The sequence below is a fragment of the Nocardia sp. Tas62D01 genome (genome assembly GCF_055232035.1).
In genome coordinates this window covers 3248935-3267959 of sequence record NZ_JBUYUZ010000001.1, presented here as the reverse complement: position 1 = coordinate 3267959, position 19025 = coordinate 3248935, and the positions used below count along the sequence as shown (strand labels likewise).

At 65.7% G+C, this 19025-nt stretch carries 16 protein-coding genes and 2 pseudogenes; 8 read left to right on the top strand and 10 right to left on the bottom strand.

Annotated elements, in window-relative coordinates:
* Positions 1 to 135: 135 nt before the first annotated feature.
* Positions 136 to 2016 (bottom strand): ABC transporter ATP-binding protein, encoded by a 1881-nt coding sequence (locus ACV7NQ_RS15970; RefSeq protein WP_463360386.1) that lies wholly within the window; start codon positions 2014 to 2016, stop codon positions 136 to 138.
* Positions 2017 to 2378: 362 nt separating this feature from the next.
* Here ACV7NQ_RS15970 and ACV7NQ_RS15965 point away from each other — a divergent pair, with 362 nt between their 5' ends.
* Positions 2379 to 5333, top strand: a complete 2955-nt coding sequence (locus ACV7NQ_RS15965; RefSeq protein WP_463365687.1) for an FAD-binding and (Fe-S)-binding domain-containing protein — start codon at positions 2379 to 2381, stop codon at positions 5331 to 5333.
* Between the two features lie 365 nt (positions 5334 to 5698).
* On the top strand, positions 5699 to 6646 hold the full coding sequence (locus tag ACV7NQ_RS15960; RefSeq protein WP_463360385.1) for a DNA-3-methyladenine glycosylase family protein: 948 nt from the start codon (positions 5699 to 5701) through the stop codon (positions 6644 to 6646).
* A gap of 196 nt (positions 6647 to 6842) precedes the next feature.
* Here ACV7NQ_RS15960 and ACV7NQ_RS15955 read toward each other — a convergent pair whose 3' ends face one another.
* Positions 6843 to 7049: a hypothetical protein gene (locus ACV7NQ_RS15955; protein WP_463360384.1), complete on the bottom strand. Its 207-nt coding sequence runs from the start codon at positions 7047 to 7049 to the stop codon at positions 6843 to 6845.
* On the bottom strand, positions 7049 to 7360 hold the full coding sequence (locus ACV7NQ_RS15950) for a hypothetical protein (protein ID WP_463360383.1): 312 nt from the start codon (positions 7358 to 7360) through the stop codon (positions 7049 to 7051). The genes ACV7NQ_RS15955 and ACV7NQ_RS15950 overlap by 1 nt, the downstream gene beginning before the upstream one ends.
* Before the next feature lie 302 nt (positions 7361 to 7662).
* Here ACV7NQ_RS15950 and ACV7NQ_RS15945 point away from each other — a divergent pair, with 302 nt between their 5' ends.
* From ACV7NQ_RS15945 to ACV7NQ_RS15930, 4 genes are all read left to right on the top strand, one after another.
* Complete coding sequence (locus ACV7NQ_RS15945) at positions 7663 to 8586, top strand: helix-turn-helix domain-containing protein (protein ID WP_463360382.1); 924 nt, start codon at positions 7663 to 7665, stop codon at positions 8584 to 8586.
* 56 nt (positions 8587 to 8642) lie between these two features.
* Positions 8643 to 8843: a DUF397 domain-containing protein gene (locus ACV7NQ_RS15940; protein ID WP_463360381.1), complete on the top strand. Its 201-nt coding sequence runs from the start codon at positions 8643 to 8645 to the stop codon at positions 8841 to 8843.
* Positions 8782 to 9006 (top strand): DUF397 domain-containing protein, encoded by a 225-nt coding sequence (locus ACV7NQ_RS15935; RefSeq protein ID WP_463360380.1) that lies wholly within the window; start codon positions 8782 to 8784, stop codon positions 9004 to 9006. The genes ACV7NQ_RS15940 and ACV7NQ_RS15935 overlap by 62 nt, the downstream gene beginning before the upstream one ends.
* 122 nt (positions 9007 to 9128) lie before the next feature.
* Entirely contained in the window at positions 9129 to 9326 is a 198-nt protein-coding gene (locus ACV7NQ_RS15930) for a hypothetical protein (RefSeq protein WP_463360379.1), read from the top strand.
* Between the two features lie 48 nt (positions 9327 to 9374).
* Here ACV7NQ_RS15930 and ACV7NQ_RS15925 read toward each other — a convergent pair whose 3' ends face one another.
* Genes ACV7NQ_RS15925 through ACV7NQ_RS15915 form a run of 3 tightly spaced genes read right to left on the bottom strand, consistent with a single transcriptional unit; the run spans position 9375 to position 12911 of the window.
* On the bottom strand, positions 9375 to 10121 hold the full coding sequence (locus ACV7NQ_RS15925) for a succinate dehydrogenase/fumarate reductase iron-sulfur subunit (RefSeq protein ID WP_463360378.1): 747 nt from the start codon (positions 10119 to 10121) through the stop codon (positions 9375 to 9377).
* A gap of 2 nt (positions 10122 to 10123) precedes the next feature.
* Positions 10124 to 12064, bottom strand: a complete 1941-nt coding sequence (locus ACV7NQ_RS15920) for a fumarate reductase/succinate dehydrogenase flavoprotein subunit (RefSeq protein ID WP_463360377.1) — start codon at positions 12062 to 12064, stop codon at positions 10124 to 10126.
* 16 nt (positions 12065 to 12080) lie between these two features.
* The gene (locus ACV7NQ_RS15915) at positions 12081 to 12911 is read right to left on the bottom strand and encodes a hypothetical protein (protein ID WP_463360376.1); all 831 of its coding nucleotides are present in this window, start codon (positions 12909 to 12911) and stop codon (positions 12081 to 12083) included.
* Positions 12912 to 13274: 363 nt separating this feature from the next.
* Here ACV7NQ_RS15915 and ACV7NQ_RS15910 point away from each other — a divergent pair.
* Together ACV7NQ_RS15910 and ACV7NQ_RS15905 are read left to right on the top strand one after the other, a co-directional pair.
* A pseudogene (locus ACV7NQ_RS15910) lies at positions 13275 to 13457 on the top strand (acetyl-CoA C-acyltransferase); the annotation flags it as partial.
* Between the two features lie 103 nt (positions 13458 to 13560).
* Positions 13561 to 13863: a hypothetical protein gene (locus ACV7NQ_RS15905; RefSeq protein WP_463360375.1), complete on the top strand. Its 303-nt coding sequence runs from the start codon at positions 13561 to 13563 to the stop codon at positions 13861 to 13863.
* Between the two features lie 3 nt (positions 13864 to 13866).
* On the opposite strand, the gene ACV7NQ_RS15900 is transcribed toward ACV7NQ_RS15905, so the two are convergent.
* From ACV7NQ_RS15900 to ACV7NQ_RS15885, 4 genes and pseudogenes are all read right to left on the bottom strand, one after another.
* Positions 13867 to 14154 carry a hypothetical protein gene (locus ACV7NQ_RS15900; RefSeq protein ID WP_463360374.1) on the bottom strand — a complete coding sequence of 96 codons (288 nt, stop codon included), beginning with the start codon at positions 14152 to 14154 and terminating at the stop codon, positions 13867 to 13869.
* Between the two features lie 191 nt (positions 14155 to 14345).
* Positions 14346 to 15300, bottom strand: a pseudogene (locus tag ACV7NQ_RS15895) (alpha/beta fold hydrolase).
* Between the two features lie 419 nt (positions 15301 to 15719).
* Positions 15720 to 17675 (bottom strand): acyl-CoA dehydrogenase family protein, encoded by a 1956-nt coding sequence (locus ACV7NQ_RS15890; RefSeq protein ID WP_463360373.1) that lies wholly within the window; start codon positions 17673 to 17675, stop codon positions 15720 to 15722.
* 127 nt (positions 17676 to 17802) lie between these two features.
* On the bottom strand, positions 17803 to 18984 hold the full coding sequence (locus ACV7NQ_RS15885; RefSeq protein WP_463360372.1) for an AAA family ATPase: 1182 nt from the start codon (positions 18982 to 18984) through the stop codon (positions 17803 to 17805).
* Positions 18985 to 19025: the final 41 nt, after the last annotated feature.

The following is a 19025-nucleotide window of genomic DNA, read 5'->3' as shown; positions in this document are numbered from 1 at the left end:
CTCGAACCTTCTGCGCGCCAAAATGTTCCGATATGGATCGGGTCGGCATGGGCCGATCACATCGGTCACCGTCGCAACCGATCGTTCGACCCGACACGGCGTGGCGGGCCGAACGACCGGCCGACTGGCTTCCGATCAGGCGGCGACAGTGACGGGATCTTCGGCGAACTGGGTGCGGTACAACTCGGCGTAGCGTCCCTCGGCAGCCAGCAGCTGAGTATGGTTGCCGCGCTCCACGATTCGGCCGTCCTCCAGCACCAGGATCTGGTCGGCGGCGCGGATGGTGGACAGGCGGTGTGCGATCACCAGCGCGGTCCGACCCTCCAATGCCTCCGAAAGGGCCTCCTGGACAGCGGCTTCCGAGGTGGAGTCCAGTGATGCGGTCGCCTCATCGAGGATCACCACGCGGGGCTGCTTCAGCAAAAGCCTGGCGATGGTGAGGCGTTGGCGTTCACCCCCGGACAGGCGGTAGCCGCGTTCACCGACCACGGTGTCCAGTCCGTCTTGCAGCGAGGTCACCAGATCGCGTAACCGGGCCCGCTCCAACGCATCCCACACTTCGGCCTCGGTGGCCTCGGGCCTGGCCAACAGCAAATTCGCGCGGATCGTGTCGTGGAACAGGTGGCCATCCTGGGTGACCAGGCCGACAGTCTCCCGGATCGAGGTGGTGGTCAGGTCGCGCACGTCGGCACCGTTCAGTCGCACCGCGCCGCCGTCCACGTCGTAGAGTCGGGAAACCAGCTGCGCGACAGTGGATTTCCCGGCACCCGAAGAGCCGACCAGGGCGACCAGCTGACCGGGTTCCGCGCGCAGTGACACATTGTGCAGGACCTCGACCCCGCCGCGCGTATCCAGCGTCGCGACGTCCTCCAGCGAGGCCAGCGAAACCTTGTCGGCGGCTGGGTAGCCGAAGGTGACGTTGTCCAACTCCACCGCGACCGGACCCGCGGGCACCGCGACCGCGTCGGGTGCGTCCTCGATCAGCGGCTTCAGATCGAGCACCTCGAAGACCCGCTCGAAGCTCACCAGTGCCGACATGATCTCCATCCGCGCGCTGGCCAGTGCGGTCAGCGGCGTGTAGAGCCTGGTCAGCAGCAGTGAGAGCGACACAACCGCGCCCGCGTCCAGCTGTCCGCGCAACGCGTACCAGCCGCCGAGTCCGTAGACCAGGGCGAGCGCCAGCGCCGAAACCAGGGTGAGCGAGGTGACGAACACGGTCTGCAGCATCGCGGTGCGCACCCCGATATCGCGCACCCGGCGGGCTCGCAGCGCGAACTCGTCGGATTCCTGCCGTGGTCGGCCGAACAGCTTGACCAGGGTCGCGCCGGGCGCGGAGAACCGCTCTGTCATCTGCGTGCTCATGGCCGCATTGAGGCCGGCCGCTTCGCGCTGCAAACTTGCCAGCCGATTTCCCATGCGGCGGGCCGGAATCACGAATACCGGCAGCAGCACCAGCGCAAGCAGTGTGATCTGCCAGGAGATCCGCATCATCACCGCGAGCGTGAGCGCGAGGGTCACCAGATTGGTCACCACGCCGGACAGGGTGTCGCTGAATGCGCGCTGCGCTCCGATCACATCACTGTTCAACCGACTGACCAGCGCGCCGGTGCGGGTCCGCGTAAAGAACGCCACCGGCATTTTCTGCACATGGTCGAACACCGCCGTGCGCAGATCCAGAATCAGGCCCTCACCGATCCGTGAGGACAGCCATCGAACCATCACGCCGAGCGCGGCATCGAAAACGGCAAGTCCGCCGATGACGAGCGCGAGAGTGACCACGATCCGCGGCGCGGCCCCACCGACGATGTCGTTGACCACCCGCCCGGCCAGCACCGGCGTCGCCACCGCCAACAGCGCGGACACCACACTGAACAAGAGGAACAGGCCGATCCGCCGCCGATGCGGCCCGGCGAACCGCAGAATCCGCTTGGCCGTAGCGAGCCGGAACGGCCGCTGCTCATCAGGCGCGTTCATTCGCCGATACATCTGGCTATACGCCACCGATTCGATGCTCACGTTCCAGCTTCCTCTCGCTCCCACCCCATCAAACTCCGGGCCACCGACACTAAGACCTCAACAGAGGTTCAGAGCAAGTCGATTCCTTCGCGGCCACCCGATTCCGCGCACGGCAGAACCGGACCGCGACCATCCAACCGGTCAGGCCGGCAACGCGCCGACATGCGAGCCGAGCCGGGTACGCGCAGAGCAAGACCGGCACCGAGCCCTCGCCCATCGACTCGTGGCGCTGCTCTGCGGCGCGGGCCGGCAGCGGCCGCCTTCCGTTGTGGGGCGTAGCGAACTGCGTGCCGACCGGTGCACGGCAGGTCGATCGGTCCGCCGCAATCGCACCTTAGGCTGGCGGGGTGATCGAGAACCGAATGGTGGAGGCGCTGCGGACCAGGATCCGCGGTGAGGTCGACGTGTCCGCGCGACGGCGTGCGGAGTACTCCTCGGATGCCTCGAACTATCGGGTGCTTCCGACCGCGGTGGTATTTCCTCGCGTCGAGGACGACGTGGTCGCGACCCTCGAATTCGCCAGGGACAACGGGTTGTCGGTGACGGCGCGGGGCGGGGGAACCTCGGTTGCGGGAAATGCGATCGGGCCGGGGGTGGTGCTGGACTTCAGCAGGCATATGAGTGCGATCCTGGAACTGGATCCGCAGCGGCGCCTGGCCAGGGTGCAACCGGGTGTTGTTCTTTCCGGGCTGCAGCGTCGGGCGGGTTCGCACGGAATGCGGTTCGGGCCCGATCCGTCGACCCAGAATCGGTGCACGCTCGGCGGCATGATCGGCAACAACGCGTGTGGGCCGCATGCGGTTGCGTGGGGACGGACCTCGGACAACGTGCGCGAGCTGCGTGTGCTCGATGGCACCGGCGCCGAGCACATCCTCGCGAACGACCTGTCGGTGCTCCCCGGACTGACCGAGTTCACCGGGGCCAATCTCGCGGTACTGCGCACCGACCTCGGCCGCTTCAACCGACAGGCCTCCGGATACGGGCTCGAACATCTACTGCCCGAGCGTGGTTCGGCGGTCGCGAAGTCGTTCGTCGGTACCGAGGGCACGTGTGGTCTGCTGCTGGAAGCGACGGTCGACCTGGTTGCGCTGCCGGGGGCGTCGGTGCTCACCGTGCTGGGATATCCCGATATAGCTACCGCCGCAGACGATGTCGCCGCGGTGATGGCGGGCAGCCCGATCGCGGTGGAGGGCATCGACACCCGACTGGTCGATATCGTTCGCGTGCACCGCGCCCGATCCGGTGGCATACCCGAATTGCCAAGGGGTGGTGCGTGGTTGTTCGTGGAAACCGCGGGCAGCAGCGCCGAAGAGGCGTACGCCGCCGCCGAACTGCTATGCGGATCGGTCGGTGCGCTCGACTCTCGAATCGTAACCGATCCCGTTGTCGCCGCAGCACTCTGGCGCATTCGTGCGGACGGCGCCGGATTGGCAGGCCGCACCCCCGACGGGCGGTCGGCCTGGCCGGGCTGGGAAGACGCCGCGGTACCCCCGCAGCACCTGGGCGCATACCTGCGTGACTTCGCCGCCTTGACCCGCGAGCACCGGGTGGACGGCCTGCTCTACGGCCACATCGGCGACGGTTGCATGCATGTGCGCCTCGACCTGCCGGTTGCCGATGCGCCGCAACGCTTCCGGGCCTTCCTGTTCGAAGCGGCCGAGCTCGTCGTGCGCTACGGCGGCTCACTGTCGGGTGAACACGGCGACGGGCGCGCCCGTTCGGAGCTGCTGTCGATCATGTACTCTTCGGCCGTGCTCGACGTATTCGCTGGATACAAAGCACTTTTCGATCCCAACAACGTGCTGAACCCGGGTGTTCTCGTGCAGCCGCGGCCGATCGACGCCGACCTACGGCTGGCCGGACTCACCCCGATCGTCGCAGCGCCCGGCTTCGCCTACCCGCACGACGACGGCGATATCGGCACGGCCGTGCACCGCTGCGTCGGAATCGGCAAGTGCCGCGCGGACACTCGGGCTTCCGGCGGATTCATGTGCCCGTCCTATCTGGCTACCGCGGACGAGAAGGACAGCACCCGCGGTCGCGCTCGGGTCCTGCAGGAGGTGGTGCGCGGCGCACTCCCTTGGTCGGCACCGGCCGTCGCCGAATCCCTCGATCTGTGCCTGTCTTGCAAGGCATGTCGCTCCGACTGCCCCGCCGGCGTCGACATGGCGACCTATAAGTCGGAGGCGCTCTACCAGCGCTATCGGCACCGTCTGCGTCCGATCGATCACTACGCGCTCGGCTGGTTGCCGCGCTGGCTGGCGGGCGCGACCCGCATGCCGCGAGCGGTCAACAGGATGGCCGACATCCCTTGGCTGCGCCGCATCGGACTGCGCGCCGCCGGAATCGACCCGCGCCGAGACATGCCCCGGCTCGCTGATCGCAGCTTCCGTCGGATCTGGCGCGACCTCGGTGCCGCCGCCGCGGCAAACCATGGATCATCGGACGAGCTCGGAAGCGCAATGCCGCAGGCTGGTCCGGCGGTTCGAGCACAGCCGGAGGCGTCGGTCAGCGGCGCGCCGACCGCAGAGCTACGCGGTCAGGCGCAGCTGACGGGTTCTGCCGAGGGTCGGCCGCTGTCCGGTGCCGATGGAGCGCGGGGGACCATGGATGCGCCACCCGAGGTGATGCTCTGGATCGACACCTTCACCGACGCGTTCGATCCCGAAATAGCCATCGCCGCAGTGCGATTGATCGAGTCGCTGGGCTACCGGGTGGTGATTCCGCGGCGGCGCGTGTGCTGTGGGCTCACCTGGATCAGCACCGGCCAACTCGATGGCGCGCGAGCGAAGCTGCGCGCGACCCTGGCCGAGTTCGATGCGCACGTGCGCGGCGGCGGCATCGTGGTCGGGCTGGAGCCCTCATGCACCGCGGTGCTGCGCTCGGATCTGCCGGAACTACTACCCGACGATCCCAGGTCGGCGACCACAGCCACGGCTGTACGCACGCTGGCGGAGTTCCTCGCCGAACACCCGGACTGGCGTCCACCGATCCGGCCGGGCCTATCGGTTGTGGTGCAACCGCATTGTCACCAACACGCGATTCTCGGATTCGACGCGGATCGCCGAGTAATTGCCGGAACCGGCGCAAATGTGACAGAGGTCACCGGATGCTGTGGACTCGCCGGAAACTTCGGAATGCAATCCGGCCATTACGACATTTCGGTCGCAGTTGCCGAGAATGGTCTATTACCTGCGTTACGGGACGCGACCGACGATTCGATCTTGATCGCAGACGGCTTCTCGTGTCGAACGCAAGCGGCGCAACTGGCCGGTCGCAGGAGCCTGCACCTGGTGCAGTTCGTGTTGGGCGAGTGAGGTTTTTGCGCACCCGCCGCGGCTTTCGCGGCGAGCGCACAATGCCGTCAGCTACCGAAGGGCAGCGTGCCGGGCGGAATATGGTAACCCGAGCTACCTGCGGAGACGCCGCCCCAGGCATTGAGCAACAAGTTGAGCAAATTGGTGATCATTTCTAAATCCTCCATCTTGGACTGCCGATCGTTTGCCAATCGGCACCAATATCGCCATTTTTGTTCGTCACATTACAAAATAGCGTGGACAGCGCTTATGCCGAATCGGCACCGGGCATTTTCGACGCTATTGTGATTCAGCTAACTCGTGGACCGCGGCCGATCGAGCGGTCCGGCGTACGGATGCCCGGCCCCGCCGCGCACAATGAACCGGTGCGCAAACAGACGGTCGAGCCGGAAGTGAGCCGAGCCGGGCTGACTCGAACGGTGACGGCCGATCGGCCCATCGACCTCGCGCACACCGTCGCACCCCTGTCGCGGGGTCGCGGCGACCCGTGTCACCAGGTGACCGCCGACGGCGCGCACTGGCGCGCATCGCGCATGCCGACCGGCCCGGTCACCTACCGGCTGGTGCAGTCGGACCACTGCTCGGTACGGGCGAAGGCGTGGGGACCGGGCGCCGCCGAGTTCCTCGATCGCCTCGACCACATGCTGTGCCTGGAGGAGGATCTCTCCGGGTTCGCTCCCGAACATCCGAAGGTCGCCGAAGCGCATCGTCGATTCCCGGGGCTCAGGATGCTGCGCACCGGCCTCGTCTTCGAGGCACTGGTGCCCGCGGTACTGGAACAGAAGGTGCATACCGCCTCCGCGCGTGCGTCCTGGCGAAAACTGGTGCGCCAGTTCGGCGATCCGGCGCCGGGTCCGGCGCCGGAGGGCATGCGGGTGCCCCCCGCCGCCGACACCTGGCGGTGCATCTCGTCTTGGACCTTCCATCGCGCCAACGTAGGTCCGCAACGTTCGCAAACCATCGTCCGGGCGGCCCGGCTGGCGGATGCGCTGGAAAGGGCGGCCGCGCACGATCCCGTCGAGGCCGCCCAGCGCCTGCGAACGGTGCCGGGCATCGGCGTCTGGACCGCCGCGGAGATCGCTCAACGCGCCTTCGGCGACGCGGATGCGTTGTCGGTCGGCGACTTCCACCTCGCCGCCATCGTCGGCTGGACGCTGCTCGGCCACCCGATCGACGACGACACCATGATCGAATACCTGGAACCCCTTCGCCCGCACCGCTATCGGACCGTCCGTCTGCTGGAGATCAGCGGCCAGGCGCACAAGCCGAAGTTCGGCCCACGCACCCCGCTCACCGACCACACCTGGCACTGACGGCAGCGACCGCCCGATACCCACGCGCGGGATCGTGTCGGCGGACGCGACCCAGCGCGTGGTCCGCGATCGCGCTCGGGTGGCGATCGAGGCACGGGGAAATCGGCGGTGCGAGGCGATCGGCAAGGGCACTGGCCGATCAGGGCGAGTAGTGCGGGAACACGGCGCGTGGATCGGCGCGGCACGCGAGCGGCGATCAGTACGGCAGCGCGCGCTCGTCCAGCACGCACTTGCCCGCTTCGACCAGCGTGGTCCGTGCGCGTCGACGGACCCGGCAGCGGTCGACGGTGCAGTCGATGTGCAATTGCATTGCGGCGTGGGCCTGGTTGGTCGTCATCATGCCCGGGTCGCGTCCGCAGATCAGGAGTCCGGCGACATGCATATTGAGATTGGGCAGTTGCATCAGGCGACCTCTGTCCGACGCCCGGCGGTCCGGAGTCGGCCCGGATGGCGTGCCGGGCGTTCGTCCCACCGCGATTGCCGGGCGGCCATGCCGACGGCCTCAAGGGCGGCGAGACCAACCTCGTCTACGAGCTCACCGACGGCATCGAGCAACGGTGGCACAACTTCAGCAACCCGCAGTGCGGCACCGGCTCGGGCACGGGTGCGTCCGGGCAGATAGCACACCACCCAGCGCTCCTGGCCTACGCTGCGCGCCCTATGCCGGGTCGAATCGCTGGTCATCAAGGACGACGCTATGACATGTACAGCCATGACTCCTCGTTCCTACGTGCGATTCAGTTGGGTGCCCGGAGGTTTCGCAAAAGGAGGGGAACGGCGCCTGCTCGGCTCCGGGCATACTTACAGCACACCATTGGAGCCGGCCCAGAGTGCCGTCCTTTGTGGATATCCAAAAGATTTGGGGCGAATTCCCAGCACGAAATCCAGCCGGGAGGGGAGGATTCTCCATAGTGGACGAAAGAGCCCTCTGCCCAAGCAAAGTCACGGGGAACCGAGCTTGTGGGTCGCCCCAAACCGCCCCTGGGTGAGCATCCGAGCACAGAACGGAGCGTGCTGTGTCAGCGAGTGCGGCAGGAGCGTCAACCAATTCGGCGAGTACCGATAGCGCCTCATCGACCCTACCCCGGCGCCAACTCGGCAGGTACCTACGAGATTGGCGCACCCAAGCAGGTATGACCATCGCCGAGGCCTCCAAGTTGATGGAGTGGGGCGCAAGTACCTTGCAGCGCTTGGAGAAAGGCCAGGCAGACCGCATCCGCACCATCGACATCCAGGAGCTCTGCCGCATCTACGGCATTCCCGACGAACTCGCCGACGGCCTCAAGGGCCTCGCCCAGCAGGCCGTGGTCAAGAGCTGGTGGCACGCCTACGGCGACCTCATCCCCGAAAGCTTCGACGTCTACGTCGGTTTGGAGGCATCCGCCCAACAACTCACCTCCTACCAGTCCGAACTGGTTCTCGGCCTGCTGCAGACCGCCGACTACGCCATGGCGCTCAATCGTCTCGGTTACCCGGAGGATTCGGACGCGGAGCTGGAACGGCGCGTCCAGCTCCGGTTGCAGCGCCAGGCGTTGATCACCAGGAAGGCATCGCCGGCCACCGTCGATGTGGTGCTACACGAGGCGGTCTTGCGCCGGGTGGTCGGTGGCGCCAAAGTGATGGCGGTGCAGCTAAGACATCTTGCCGATTTGAGTACCCGTAACAATGTTTCGCTGCGTATCCTGCCGTTCGCAGCCGGTGTTCCGCTCGGAGTTTCCACCGGTCCGTTCACGGTTCTGGAGTTCGGAACCGATGGCAAGGGCCAGCCGATCGACCCGCCGGTTGTCTACGCAGAGGGTTTCACCGGAGATCTCTACCTCGAAAGAGGTGCTGACGTGCGGCGGTATGATCGGGCCCACGAGTGCCTCCAGCGCAGCGCGCTGGATATTCAACCCAGTAGACATCTGTTGCGACAGGTAGCGAAGGAGTATGTGGCATGAGTATGGATCGCGCGGTGGTGCAAGAGCACGCGCAGCGGTGAAAGGATTGCGTAGAAGTGGCATTCCTCGGCAGCGGCCGGTTCGGCGTGCGCGACAGCAAGAACCCCGGCGGGCCCGCCCTGTTGCCCACCCCGGGAGAATGGGACGGCTTTACCGCATGCGTGGCGAGTGGCGAGTTCCGAAGGAGTCCGAATCATGAGCATCAATCGTGGCGCGAACGTCGATCTGACCGGCGCGGTCTGGCGCAAGGCAGGTAACGGTCCCGGCAACGACAGTGTGGAGGTCGCGCTACTGGAGGACGGGCATGTCGGCCTGCGTGACGGCAAGAATCCGGATGGCGACGTACTGATCTTCACCCCCGGCGAATGGGCCGCCTTCACTGCGGGTGTGCACGACGGCGAGTTCGACCGTCCGGAGTAGCCAGGCGGGCCCGGCGCGTACCTACCGGCCGGGCCGCGTACGACGTTGTTGATTACGAAACAGCAGAGTTTCGGCAACGGAACTGTGTTTACTTCGGTGAATTACCGGGTAGACAACAATTCGTGGACCGTGGGCTCAAGAGTACCCACCCCCGGTACAAGAAATTGCGGCCGGGCGATTGGGTGGAATGGCTGATCGTTGCGCTGCTTTTCGCGGTGTCGGCGGTGGGGGTGTTTGTCCTCACCGGCTCGTTGCTGTCGGCGCTGTTCGTCGGCGTGCTGGTGTGGGTTGTCGCACTCGGCGTAGTGGCAATGTTGTAGAGGTGCGCCGACCGGCTGGGTATCGACCCGGCCGGTCGTCACGGTCTCTCAGCGTCGAAACAGCTTGTTGCCCAACCAGACCAGCGGGTCGTACTTCTTGTCGGCGACCCGTTCCTTCATCGGAATCAGTGCGTTGTCGGTGATCTTGATGTGCTCCGGGCAGACCTCGGTGCAGCACTTGGTGATATTGCAGAGACCGAGGCCCTGCTCGTCCTGAGCGAGGTCACGGCGGTCGGCGACATCGAGCGGATGCATTTCCAGTTCGGCGATCCGCATCAGGAAGCGCGGCCCGGCGAAGGAGGCCTTGTTCTCCTCATGGTCACGCACCACGTGACAGGTGTTCTGGCACAGGAAGCATTCGATGCACTTGCGGAACTCCTGCGAGCGCTCCACATCGACCTGCTTCATCCGGTAGTCACCGGGCTTCAGATCCGCGGGCGGCGTGAAAGAGGGGATCTCCCTTGCCTTCTGATAGTTGAAGGACACATCGGTCACCAGGTCCCGGATCACCGGGAAGGTGCGCATCGGCGTGACGGTGATCAGTTCCTCCGGCTGGAAGGTCGACATCCGGGTCATGCACAGCAGCCCCGGCCGGCCGTTGACCTCGGCCGAGCACGATCCGCACTTGCCCGCCTTGCAGTTCCAGCGCACCGCGAGATCGGGCGCCTGGGTGGCCTGCAACCGGTGGATGATGTCGAGCACCACCTCGCCCTCGTTCACCTCGACGGTGAAGTCCTGCAGCTCGCCGCCGTCGTTGTCACCGCGCCACACGCGGAATTTGGCGTCGTAACCCATAGCTACGCCTCACCTTTCGTAGCCGATGCCGAACTGGCCGGATGGGCGGCGAGGTCGGCCGAGTTGTAATACTTTTCGAGCTCGGCCAGGTCGAAGAGCGCAAGCAGGTCGTTGCGCATCGGCACCTGTTGTTCCGGTGTGACACGCACCGCCGGGACCGCCTCGGCCGCGTCGGCAGGATCGATCGAACAGACCAGCAGCTTGTTTCGCCAGTCGGCATCCATCGCGGGATGGTCGTCGCGGGTATGCCCGCCTCGACTCTCGGTGCGCAGCAGCGCCGCCTGCGCGACACATTCGCTGACCAACAGCATGTTGCGCAGGTCTAGGGCCAGATGCCAGCCCGGATTGAACTGCCGGTGCCCTTCCACCAGTACACCGGCGAAGCGGGTGCGCAGCTCCGCGAGCCGCTCGATGGCCTGCTGCAGTTCATGTTCCTTGCGGATGATGCCGACCAGGTCGTTCATCGCCTGCTGCAGGTCGGTGTGCAGGGTGTACGGGTTCTCCCCCGCGCCGTCGGCGGGCGGATCGAACGGCGCCACCGCGGCTTTCGCCGCCGCGTCCAGATCGGGGTCGGCAACAGTAGGCCGCTCGGCGAGTTGCTCGACATAGTTCGCCGCACCCATTCCGGCCCGGCGACCGAAGACCAGCAGGTCCGACAGCGAGTTGCCGCCGAGCCGGTTCGAGCCGTGCATGCCGCCTGAGCACTCGCCCGCGGCGAACAGACCAGGCACCGTCGCGGCACCGGTGCCCGGATCGACCTCGATGCCGCCCATGACGTAGTGACACGTCGGGCCGACCTCCATCGGCTCCTTCGTAATATCCACGTCGGCAAGCTCTTTGAACTGGTGGTGCATCGAGGGCAGCCGCCGCCGGATCTCCTCGGCGGGCAGCCGGGAGGCGATATCCAGGTACACACCACCGTGTTCGGTGCCGCGACCCGCCTTCACCTCGGAGTTGATCGCGCGGGCGACCTCGTCACGCGGCAGTAGGTCGGGTGTGCGGCGCGCGGAATCGTTGTCGCGCAACCACTGATCGGCCTCGTCCTCGGTTTCGGCGTACTGTCCCTTGAAGACCTGCGGGATGTAGTCGAACATGAACCGCTCGCCCTCGGAGTTCTTGAGCACTCCGCCGTCGCCGCGAACGCCCTCGGTGACCAGGATGCCCTTCACACTCGGCGGCCAGACCATGCCGGTCGGATGGAATTGCAGGAACTCCATATTGATCAGCGTCGCCCCGGCGCGCAGCGCCAGAGCGTGGCCGTCTCCGGTGTACTCCCAGGAATTCGAGGTCACCTTGTAGGACTTGCCGATTCCGCCGGTGGCGAGTACCACGGCGGGCGCCTCGAACAGCACGAACCGCCCGGATTCACGCCAGTAGCCGAATGCTCCGGCGATGCGATCGCCGTCCTTGAGCAACTCAGTGACCGTACACTCGTGAAAGACCCTGATGCGCGACTCGTAGTCGCCGCTCTCCGCGAAATCCTCCTGCTGCAGCGAGACGATCTTCTGCTGCATGGTTCGGATGATCTCCAGCCCGGTGCGGTCGCCGACGTGCGCCAGCCGCGGGTAGGTGTGGCCGCCGAAGTTGCGCTGGCTGATTCGGCCGTCTGCGGTCCGATCGAACAGCGCCCCATAGGTTTCCAGCTCCCACACCCGGTCGGGCGCCTCTTGGGCGTGCAGTTCGGCCATGCGCCAGTTGTTGAGGAACTTGCCACCGCGCATGGTGTCCTTGAAATGGGTTTGCCAGTTGTCCTTTTCGTTGGCATTGCCCATCGAGGCGGCGCAGCCGCCCTCGGCCATCACAGTGTGCGCCTTGCCGAACAACGACTTGCACACCACCGCAACGGAAAGGCCGTGTTCCCTTGCTTCGATTACCGCGCGCAGTCCGGCGCCACCGGCACCGATAACGACGACGTCGTACTTGTGCCGTTCTACTTCTGGCATGGCCGCGAATACTCCTTCAGTTGATGAACCGCAGGTCCGAAATCGTGTCGCTGGCAACCAACATCACGTAGAAGTCGGTCAGCACCAGGGTGCCGAGAGTGGTCCAGGCCAGCGCCATATGGCGGGTGTTCAGCTTGGAGACCTGGGTCCAGAACCAGTACCGCACCGGATGTGCGGAGAAGTGCTTGAGTCGTCCGCCCGCAATGTGCCTGCAGGAGTGGCACGACAGGGTGTACGCCCACAGCAGGATCACGTTGACCAGCAGCACGATATTGCCGAGGCCGAATCCGAAGCCGCCGGTCTTGCCATGGAAGGCCATGACCGCGTCATAGGTATTGATCAGCGAAACGACAATGGCCACATAGAAGAAGTAGCGGTGCACGTTCTGGATGATCAGCGGCAGCCGGGTCTCGCCGGTATACTTGGCGTGCGGCTCGGCGACGGCGCAGGCGGGCGGGGAGAACCAGACCGCGCGGTAGTACGCCTTGCGGTAGTAGTAGCAGGTCAGCCGGAAGCCGAGCAGGAACGGCAGCACGACGAACCCGAGCGGCAGGATCGCGGGCAGGTCGCCGAACGGCGTACCGAAATGGCTCGAACCCTCCACGCACGAGGTGCTCAGGCACGGCGAGTAGAACGGCGTCAGGTAGTGGTAATCCGGGACCCAATATGCCGTTCGCGCGTACGATCTGATGGTCGCGTAGATGATGAACGCGGCCAGGCCGAGCACGGTGACGAGCGGTGGTACCCACCATCGGTCGGTGCGTAGCGTGCGCTCCGAGATCCGGGCCCTGGTCTTGCTGAAGACGCCTGTCCCCGTTTCCGGGGCGACGGTCGGTGCGGCACTCACGGGTGGATGCCTCGCTGATCTGCTGTGCGGGTGGTCATAGTTACCTCCGCAATCGAATGTGATGCTGAGCACCATACGACACCTCCGCTTTCGCGTGAGGAGGGTCCCGGCCATACAGACCCGTCGTATTGCCCGTGATTTGCGCCACATTGCTGGACGTGTCAGTGGGTTGCGGTCGACAGCGAACGGCCCGCAAACCACTGAACTCGGGTCGAACAGCAGGTGATTCGGGTGGTCGGGAAAGGAAACCTCGGGTCGAAATTATTGGGCTGCCGGTCGTGACACAAACTGTGGTGACCTTTCCTCGAGATTTACCCCGCTGACATGCGCTGATGCGTGCGTGGTCGGGGAAGGAGCAACCTCATGAGAAGAGCCGCGACAGTGGCGCCGGTCCGTACTCCGAGCGGAGTCGACGGTGGCGCGTTATCCGGGATGCCGCCGGAATGGCTTGCCTCGACCGTCCTCTCTGCGGTCATCGACCGGTCCGGAATCGACCCGATCCGCATCGAGGATGTCGCCATGGCCCGCGTCGATGGTGGCCGGGCCAGTGCGCAGGAGCTGAGCAGGCCGGCCGCGCGCGGCGTCGGGCTGCCGTTCGCGGTGCCGGGTTTCCTGACCCGATCACCGCTGCGGCAGCGGCCTGCAAGCGGTGATCACCGCGGCGATGATGGTGCGGACCGGTTCGGCCGACGTGGTGGTCGCGGGCGGCGTGGAATGCGCGGCCGACGAACTCGGCCTCTCCCCCATGGCCTGCCTGCGGATCATGACCACGACTCTGCACGAACTGGCACGCACCAAGGGCGCCTACGGATTGGAAGCGATTGCACTCGGCCACGATCACGGCATCGCGGCCCTGTTCGAATCAGCCAGTACGACCCGCTCGCCGTCACACGCCGCGGCGCCGTTTCCACGGCATCCGCCGAACCGTCGCTCGGGCCGACACCGCGCCTGAGAGCTACTTCGTCCGGGGGCGGGAGTGGAAGCCGAGACCCTCGTCCTGCGCGCCCATCCACGCGGCTTCGTCGGACTTGCTGTCCGGGACGTAGATAGTGTCCTCGGGGCGGCGGGTGACCTCCGGCGGCGGCGACTGCTCGAGCTCGTCGGCATCGATGACGAGCCGCTCGAGGTCGTTTTCCAACCGTCGCACCATGTTTGCGTCGCCGTAGTGGGAGCGCAGTACGCCGATGGATTGCCGGAGCTGGCCGACCGCGTAGCGGAGTTCCGCGATATCGCTGCGTGTCATCGTTACCTCCTGTGTTCCTTGGCGGACATACGAACTCGGTGCACATCGGCGATCCATGGTCGGCCTCGGAACATGCAACACCAAGCTGTGTGACTCACCACACAACGTGATCTCCAACACAGTACGTGAGGAATCGTGATTTGGCTCGTCGACCTCGATTGCGGCGGTTCGCCTGAATGTTGCTAGAAGTCTCAGCAGGCCGCGGCGTACTCCGGACCCTGTCCACGCATGCCCGCGAAGACCCGGTCGACGAGTCCGACGATGGACAGCGCCACCTCCTCGGCGCGCTCCAGGATCACGCTGTGACCAGCGCCCTCGACGCGCACCAGCTCCGATCCGGCCAGCTGCGAGGCGAGCACCACCGAATGTGCGAACGGCACGACGATGTCCGCCGAGCCCGCGAGCACGAGTGCCGGGATCGTGCCGAGCCGGTGCAGCGTCGCGGTTTCGTCGAAGCTGATCAGCGACGGGAGGAAGCTCGACATGGTGAGCATGGGCGTGTCGTTGAGCATGGCCGTGGCCCACCGCGACCATCCGCGGATCGACCTTCCTGGTGCCGAAATTCGCCTCACGAATGATTGGCTCGCAGATCCGGCGCGACAGGCGCTTGGATGCCTGCATAACCCGGGGCGCGCGCAACACCGCCACCTGCAGCGAGCTCACCGCACGCCGATGCAGGAAGCGGCCTAGCCCCACCTCGGTGATGCCATTGGCCGCGCCCGCGATCAGACCGACCCCGACCACGCGGGTGCCGACGGCCTGGGGGAACAGTCGGGCGTAAGCCAGGGTGACCATGGCGCCCATCGAATGTCCGACCAGGACGATCGGCCCGGTCGGCACGACCGCGCGCAGTACCGCGTCGAGGTCGTGTCCGAGCTGGTCGATGGTGTAGCTGGACGGATCGGCCACGCCCGATTCGCCGTGGCCGCGATGGTCGTAGAAGACCATCCGGGTATCTGGTCCCCATTGGCGCAACAGTTGGTCGCGCAGGAAGGACCAGGATTCGGTGCGCAGGCAGTGACCGTGCACGAAAACTACGGTCAGGGATGCGTCGTCGGCCCCGACGGTGCGGACCGAAATCGGGATGCCGTCGTCGGCCGACACCGTGACACGGTGGCCGTCGTAATCGGCGGCGAAGCGGGCGATGGTCGTGTTCTCCTGGGGTCTGGCTGCTGGTCACCCTGGACGGAGCGTTCTTGCCCGGTTGTCGATAGTTATTTCCGCGACGTTAACGGCTCATAGCTGCCGTTATGTACACGACGCGTAACTGACGCAGGTCATCGATCTCGGTGCTCGTCCGACCGCCTTGTCCGGAAAATCTAAGAAACAGTAGGTCAAACACTAGATTCGACTAGATAGTCATGATCAACCGCTTCGGTCGCCAACTATTGTCTCATCTATGTAATTTCCTAGAGTCAGTTAGATTTTGTTGGTGGATGGCCGTCACGCGCTTGCCGTCAAATCTGCCGATATCTAGTATTTTCCCGATACGTTTGCAGACACGCCGATCGGCCGCACGCGGTGTCAGCGTGCGGCCGACCAACGGGGGTTCTTCCCGACGACCCCTATGTGCCCGCGTGCGTGCGGGTGGACGGCAGGAAGGGCCGCAGCAGATTGGCCTCGGTCGACGGACCGACCTGCCATTCCGCGATCCACGGGCCGGTGCCCTCGCTCGGATCCAGCACGCCCTCCTCCAGCCAGCTATAACGACCGTCGAGGACGCCGCGGGTGAGCGTGCGGTCGTCATCGTCGGTGTTGTCCCACAGTGCGTCGAACAGCTTGCGCACCCGGACCCGCGACTGCCTGCAGAAGGTGTCGGCGAGCTCCTCGGCCGCCGCTGCCTCGGGTGCGCCCGCGGCGCGCAGCGCCTGGGCCCGCACGCAGGCGGCCGACATCGCGAACAGCTCGGCGCCGACGTCGACGATCCGGCCGAGGAAGTTCTGGCGGTACTCCAGGCCCGCCTGCCAGCGGCCCATCGCGTACATCAGCGACCTGGCCTGCTTGCGCGAGCTGCGCTCGATGAAGCGCAGATGCCGTGCCAGCGACCCGAATTCGGCGTAGGTGGTCGGCACGGTGCCTGCGCCGACCGCGAGCTGCGGGAACCACTTGGCATAGAACCCGGTCGCGCCGACGGCGGCCTTCGCCTTGGCCTTGAACTCGGCATTGCGGTCCACCAGCGCGCCGGCGGCGGACATGTGCGCGTCGGCCATCTCCCTGGCGATCAGCAGCCGCATGATCTCGCTGGAACCCTCGAAGATCCGATTGATCCGCAGATCGCGCAACAGTTGCTCCGCGGCGACCGCGCGTTCGCCGCGGGCTTGCAGCGAGGCGGCCGTCTCGTAGCCGCGGCCGCCGCGGACTTGCACCAGTTCGTCGGCGATCTGGCAGCTCATTTCGCTGGCCCAGAGTTTGGCGAGTGCCGCCTCGATCCGGATGTCGTTGCGGCCCTCATCGCACATGGCCGCCGAAAGGTCCAGTGCCGCTTCGAGTGCGTAGGTGGTGGCCGCGATGAAGGAGATCTTCTCGCCGACCGCCGCATGCTCGCCGACCGGCCTGCCCCACTGCACCCGCTGCGTGCTCCACTCCCGCACGATCTTCAGCGACCACTTCGACGCCGCGGTGCACAGCGCCGGGATGGCGAGCCGACCGGCGTTCAGCGTGGTGAGCGCGATCTTCAGGCCGTCGCCCTCGCGACCGATGAGGTTGCGCTTGGGCACCCTGACGTTGTGCATCCTGGTCACGCCGTTCTCGATGCCGCGCAGACCCATGAACGAGTTGCGCCGCTCCACCGTGATGCCCGGCGAATCGGCCTCGACGACGAACGCTGAGATGCCGCCGCGATGGCCCTCGCGCTTGGGTACCCGCGCCATCACCACTAGCAGTTCGGCGACCACGCCATTGGTGGTCCACAGCTTCACGCCGTTGAGTTCGTAGGCCTCTCCGTCCTCCGTCGGGGTGGCGGAGCTGGCCATCCGGGCAGGGTCGGAGCCGACATCGGGTTCGGTGAGCAGGAAGGCGCTGACCGCACCTGCGGCGCAACGGGGCAGGAATTCGGCCTTCTGCTCGGCGGTGCCCGCCAGCTTCAGCGGCTCGGGTACGCCGATGGACTGATGCGCGGAAAGCAGCACACCGAGGCTGGGGTGTGCCGAGCCGACTAGCATCAGCGCTCGGTTGTAGCCGAATTGGGAAAGGCCCTGGCCACCATAGGATTCCGGAATCTTCAGGCCGAAGCAGCCCAGTTCGGCGAGGCCCTTGACGTACTCGTCCGGAATGCGCGATTCGGTCTCGATCACGGCGCCGTCGATCGTTTCGCAGAACGGACGCAGCTTGGCCAGATATGCCTCGGTGCGTGCGGCGTCGTCCGGGCCGGGCTGCGGGTACGGGTGGATCAGATCCAGCCGGAACCGTCCGAGAAACATCTCCTTGGCAAACGATGGTTTGGCCCAACTGGTTTCGCGGGATTCCTCGACCAGTGCGCGGGCCTGTTCTTCGGTGGCGTCGACTTTCGCGGCAGTCGCCATGATGTCCTCCTCGGGCGTGATCAGGATCACATTCGAGTGTAGGAACTTTAGTTACCCGCCGGTAGGTCTACTGGTCCAGAGATTTCTAGAGTTTTCTAAGGATCTTGTTATAGCAAATATGCAGCAATCAGACGGTTCGCAGATAACGCCCGAAATGCGGCACGGTGAAGCCGATGGTGCCCCGTTCGGCCGAATAGATCAGGCCCTTCTTAATGAGTCCGTCGCGGGCCGGGGACAGCGAGGCGGGCTTGCGGCCGAGTTCGGCGGCGACCGCCGAGGTGGCCACCGGTCCGTCGTCGCCCGCCAAGTCCGCCATTGCGCGCATGTATTCGCGCTCGGCGGGGGTTGCTCGTTCGTAGCGGGAACCGAAGAAGCCGACGGCCAGTTCCTCCTCGGCGGTCGGCGCGGCTACCTCGACGTCCTCGACATTGATCGGGCTCTCCGGGGCCTGGTCCCAGGCCGCCTTGCCGTAGGCCTGCACGAAGTACGGATAGCCGTCGGCCTTGTAGTACAGGGCATCCAGGGCCTCGTCGGTGAACTTCACTTCCTCGCGTTCGGCCGGCGCGATGAGCGCCTGGTCCGCGGAATCGCGATCGAGCCGATCGATGCGGTGATAACTGAACAATCGCTCCGAGTAGCTCTTCGACGCGGATAACACCGCGGGTAGGTGCGGCAGCCCGGCGCCGACCACGATGAGCGGCGCGGCGTCCTGGCTCAATTCGTGACAGGCGCCGCAGATGGCGGAGATATCGGCGGGACCCAGATCCTGCATCTCGTCGATGAAGATCGCGATACCGACACCGATGTCGCTGGCCAGCGCGGCGGCCTCCTTGAGCAGCTCGATCAGATCGATCTCGATATCGCCGGAATCGGCGCGACCGGTCACCGCGGGCACGTCGATGCCGGGTTGCCAACGTTCCCGCATGCCCTTGTCCGCGGTGGAGCGCAGTGCGAAAGCCTTGAGGATACCGAGGAAGTCGTCGACCCGCTCCGGATTGCGGTGTGCCATGGCGATGGCGCGGACCGCCATGTGCAGCGCGGAGGAGAGCGGACGCCGCAGCTCCTGATCCGGCCGCGCCTCGATTTTGCCGGTGCCCCAACCGCGAGAGATGGCGGCGGAGCGAAGTTGGTTGAGCAACACCGTTTTTCCGACGCCGCGCAGTCCGGTTAGCATGACGCTGCGCTCGGGCCGACCGCGCGCGATGCGTTCCAGCACGATATCGAAAGCGGTGAGTTGCTTGTCGCGCCCGGCTAATTCGGGTGGGCGCTGTCCGGCTCCGGGAGCATACGGATTCCGCACGGGGTCCATGCCCACACACCGTAGCGCGTGTTGTCATCCGATTCTGCGCT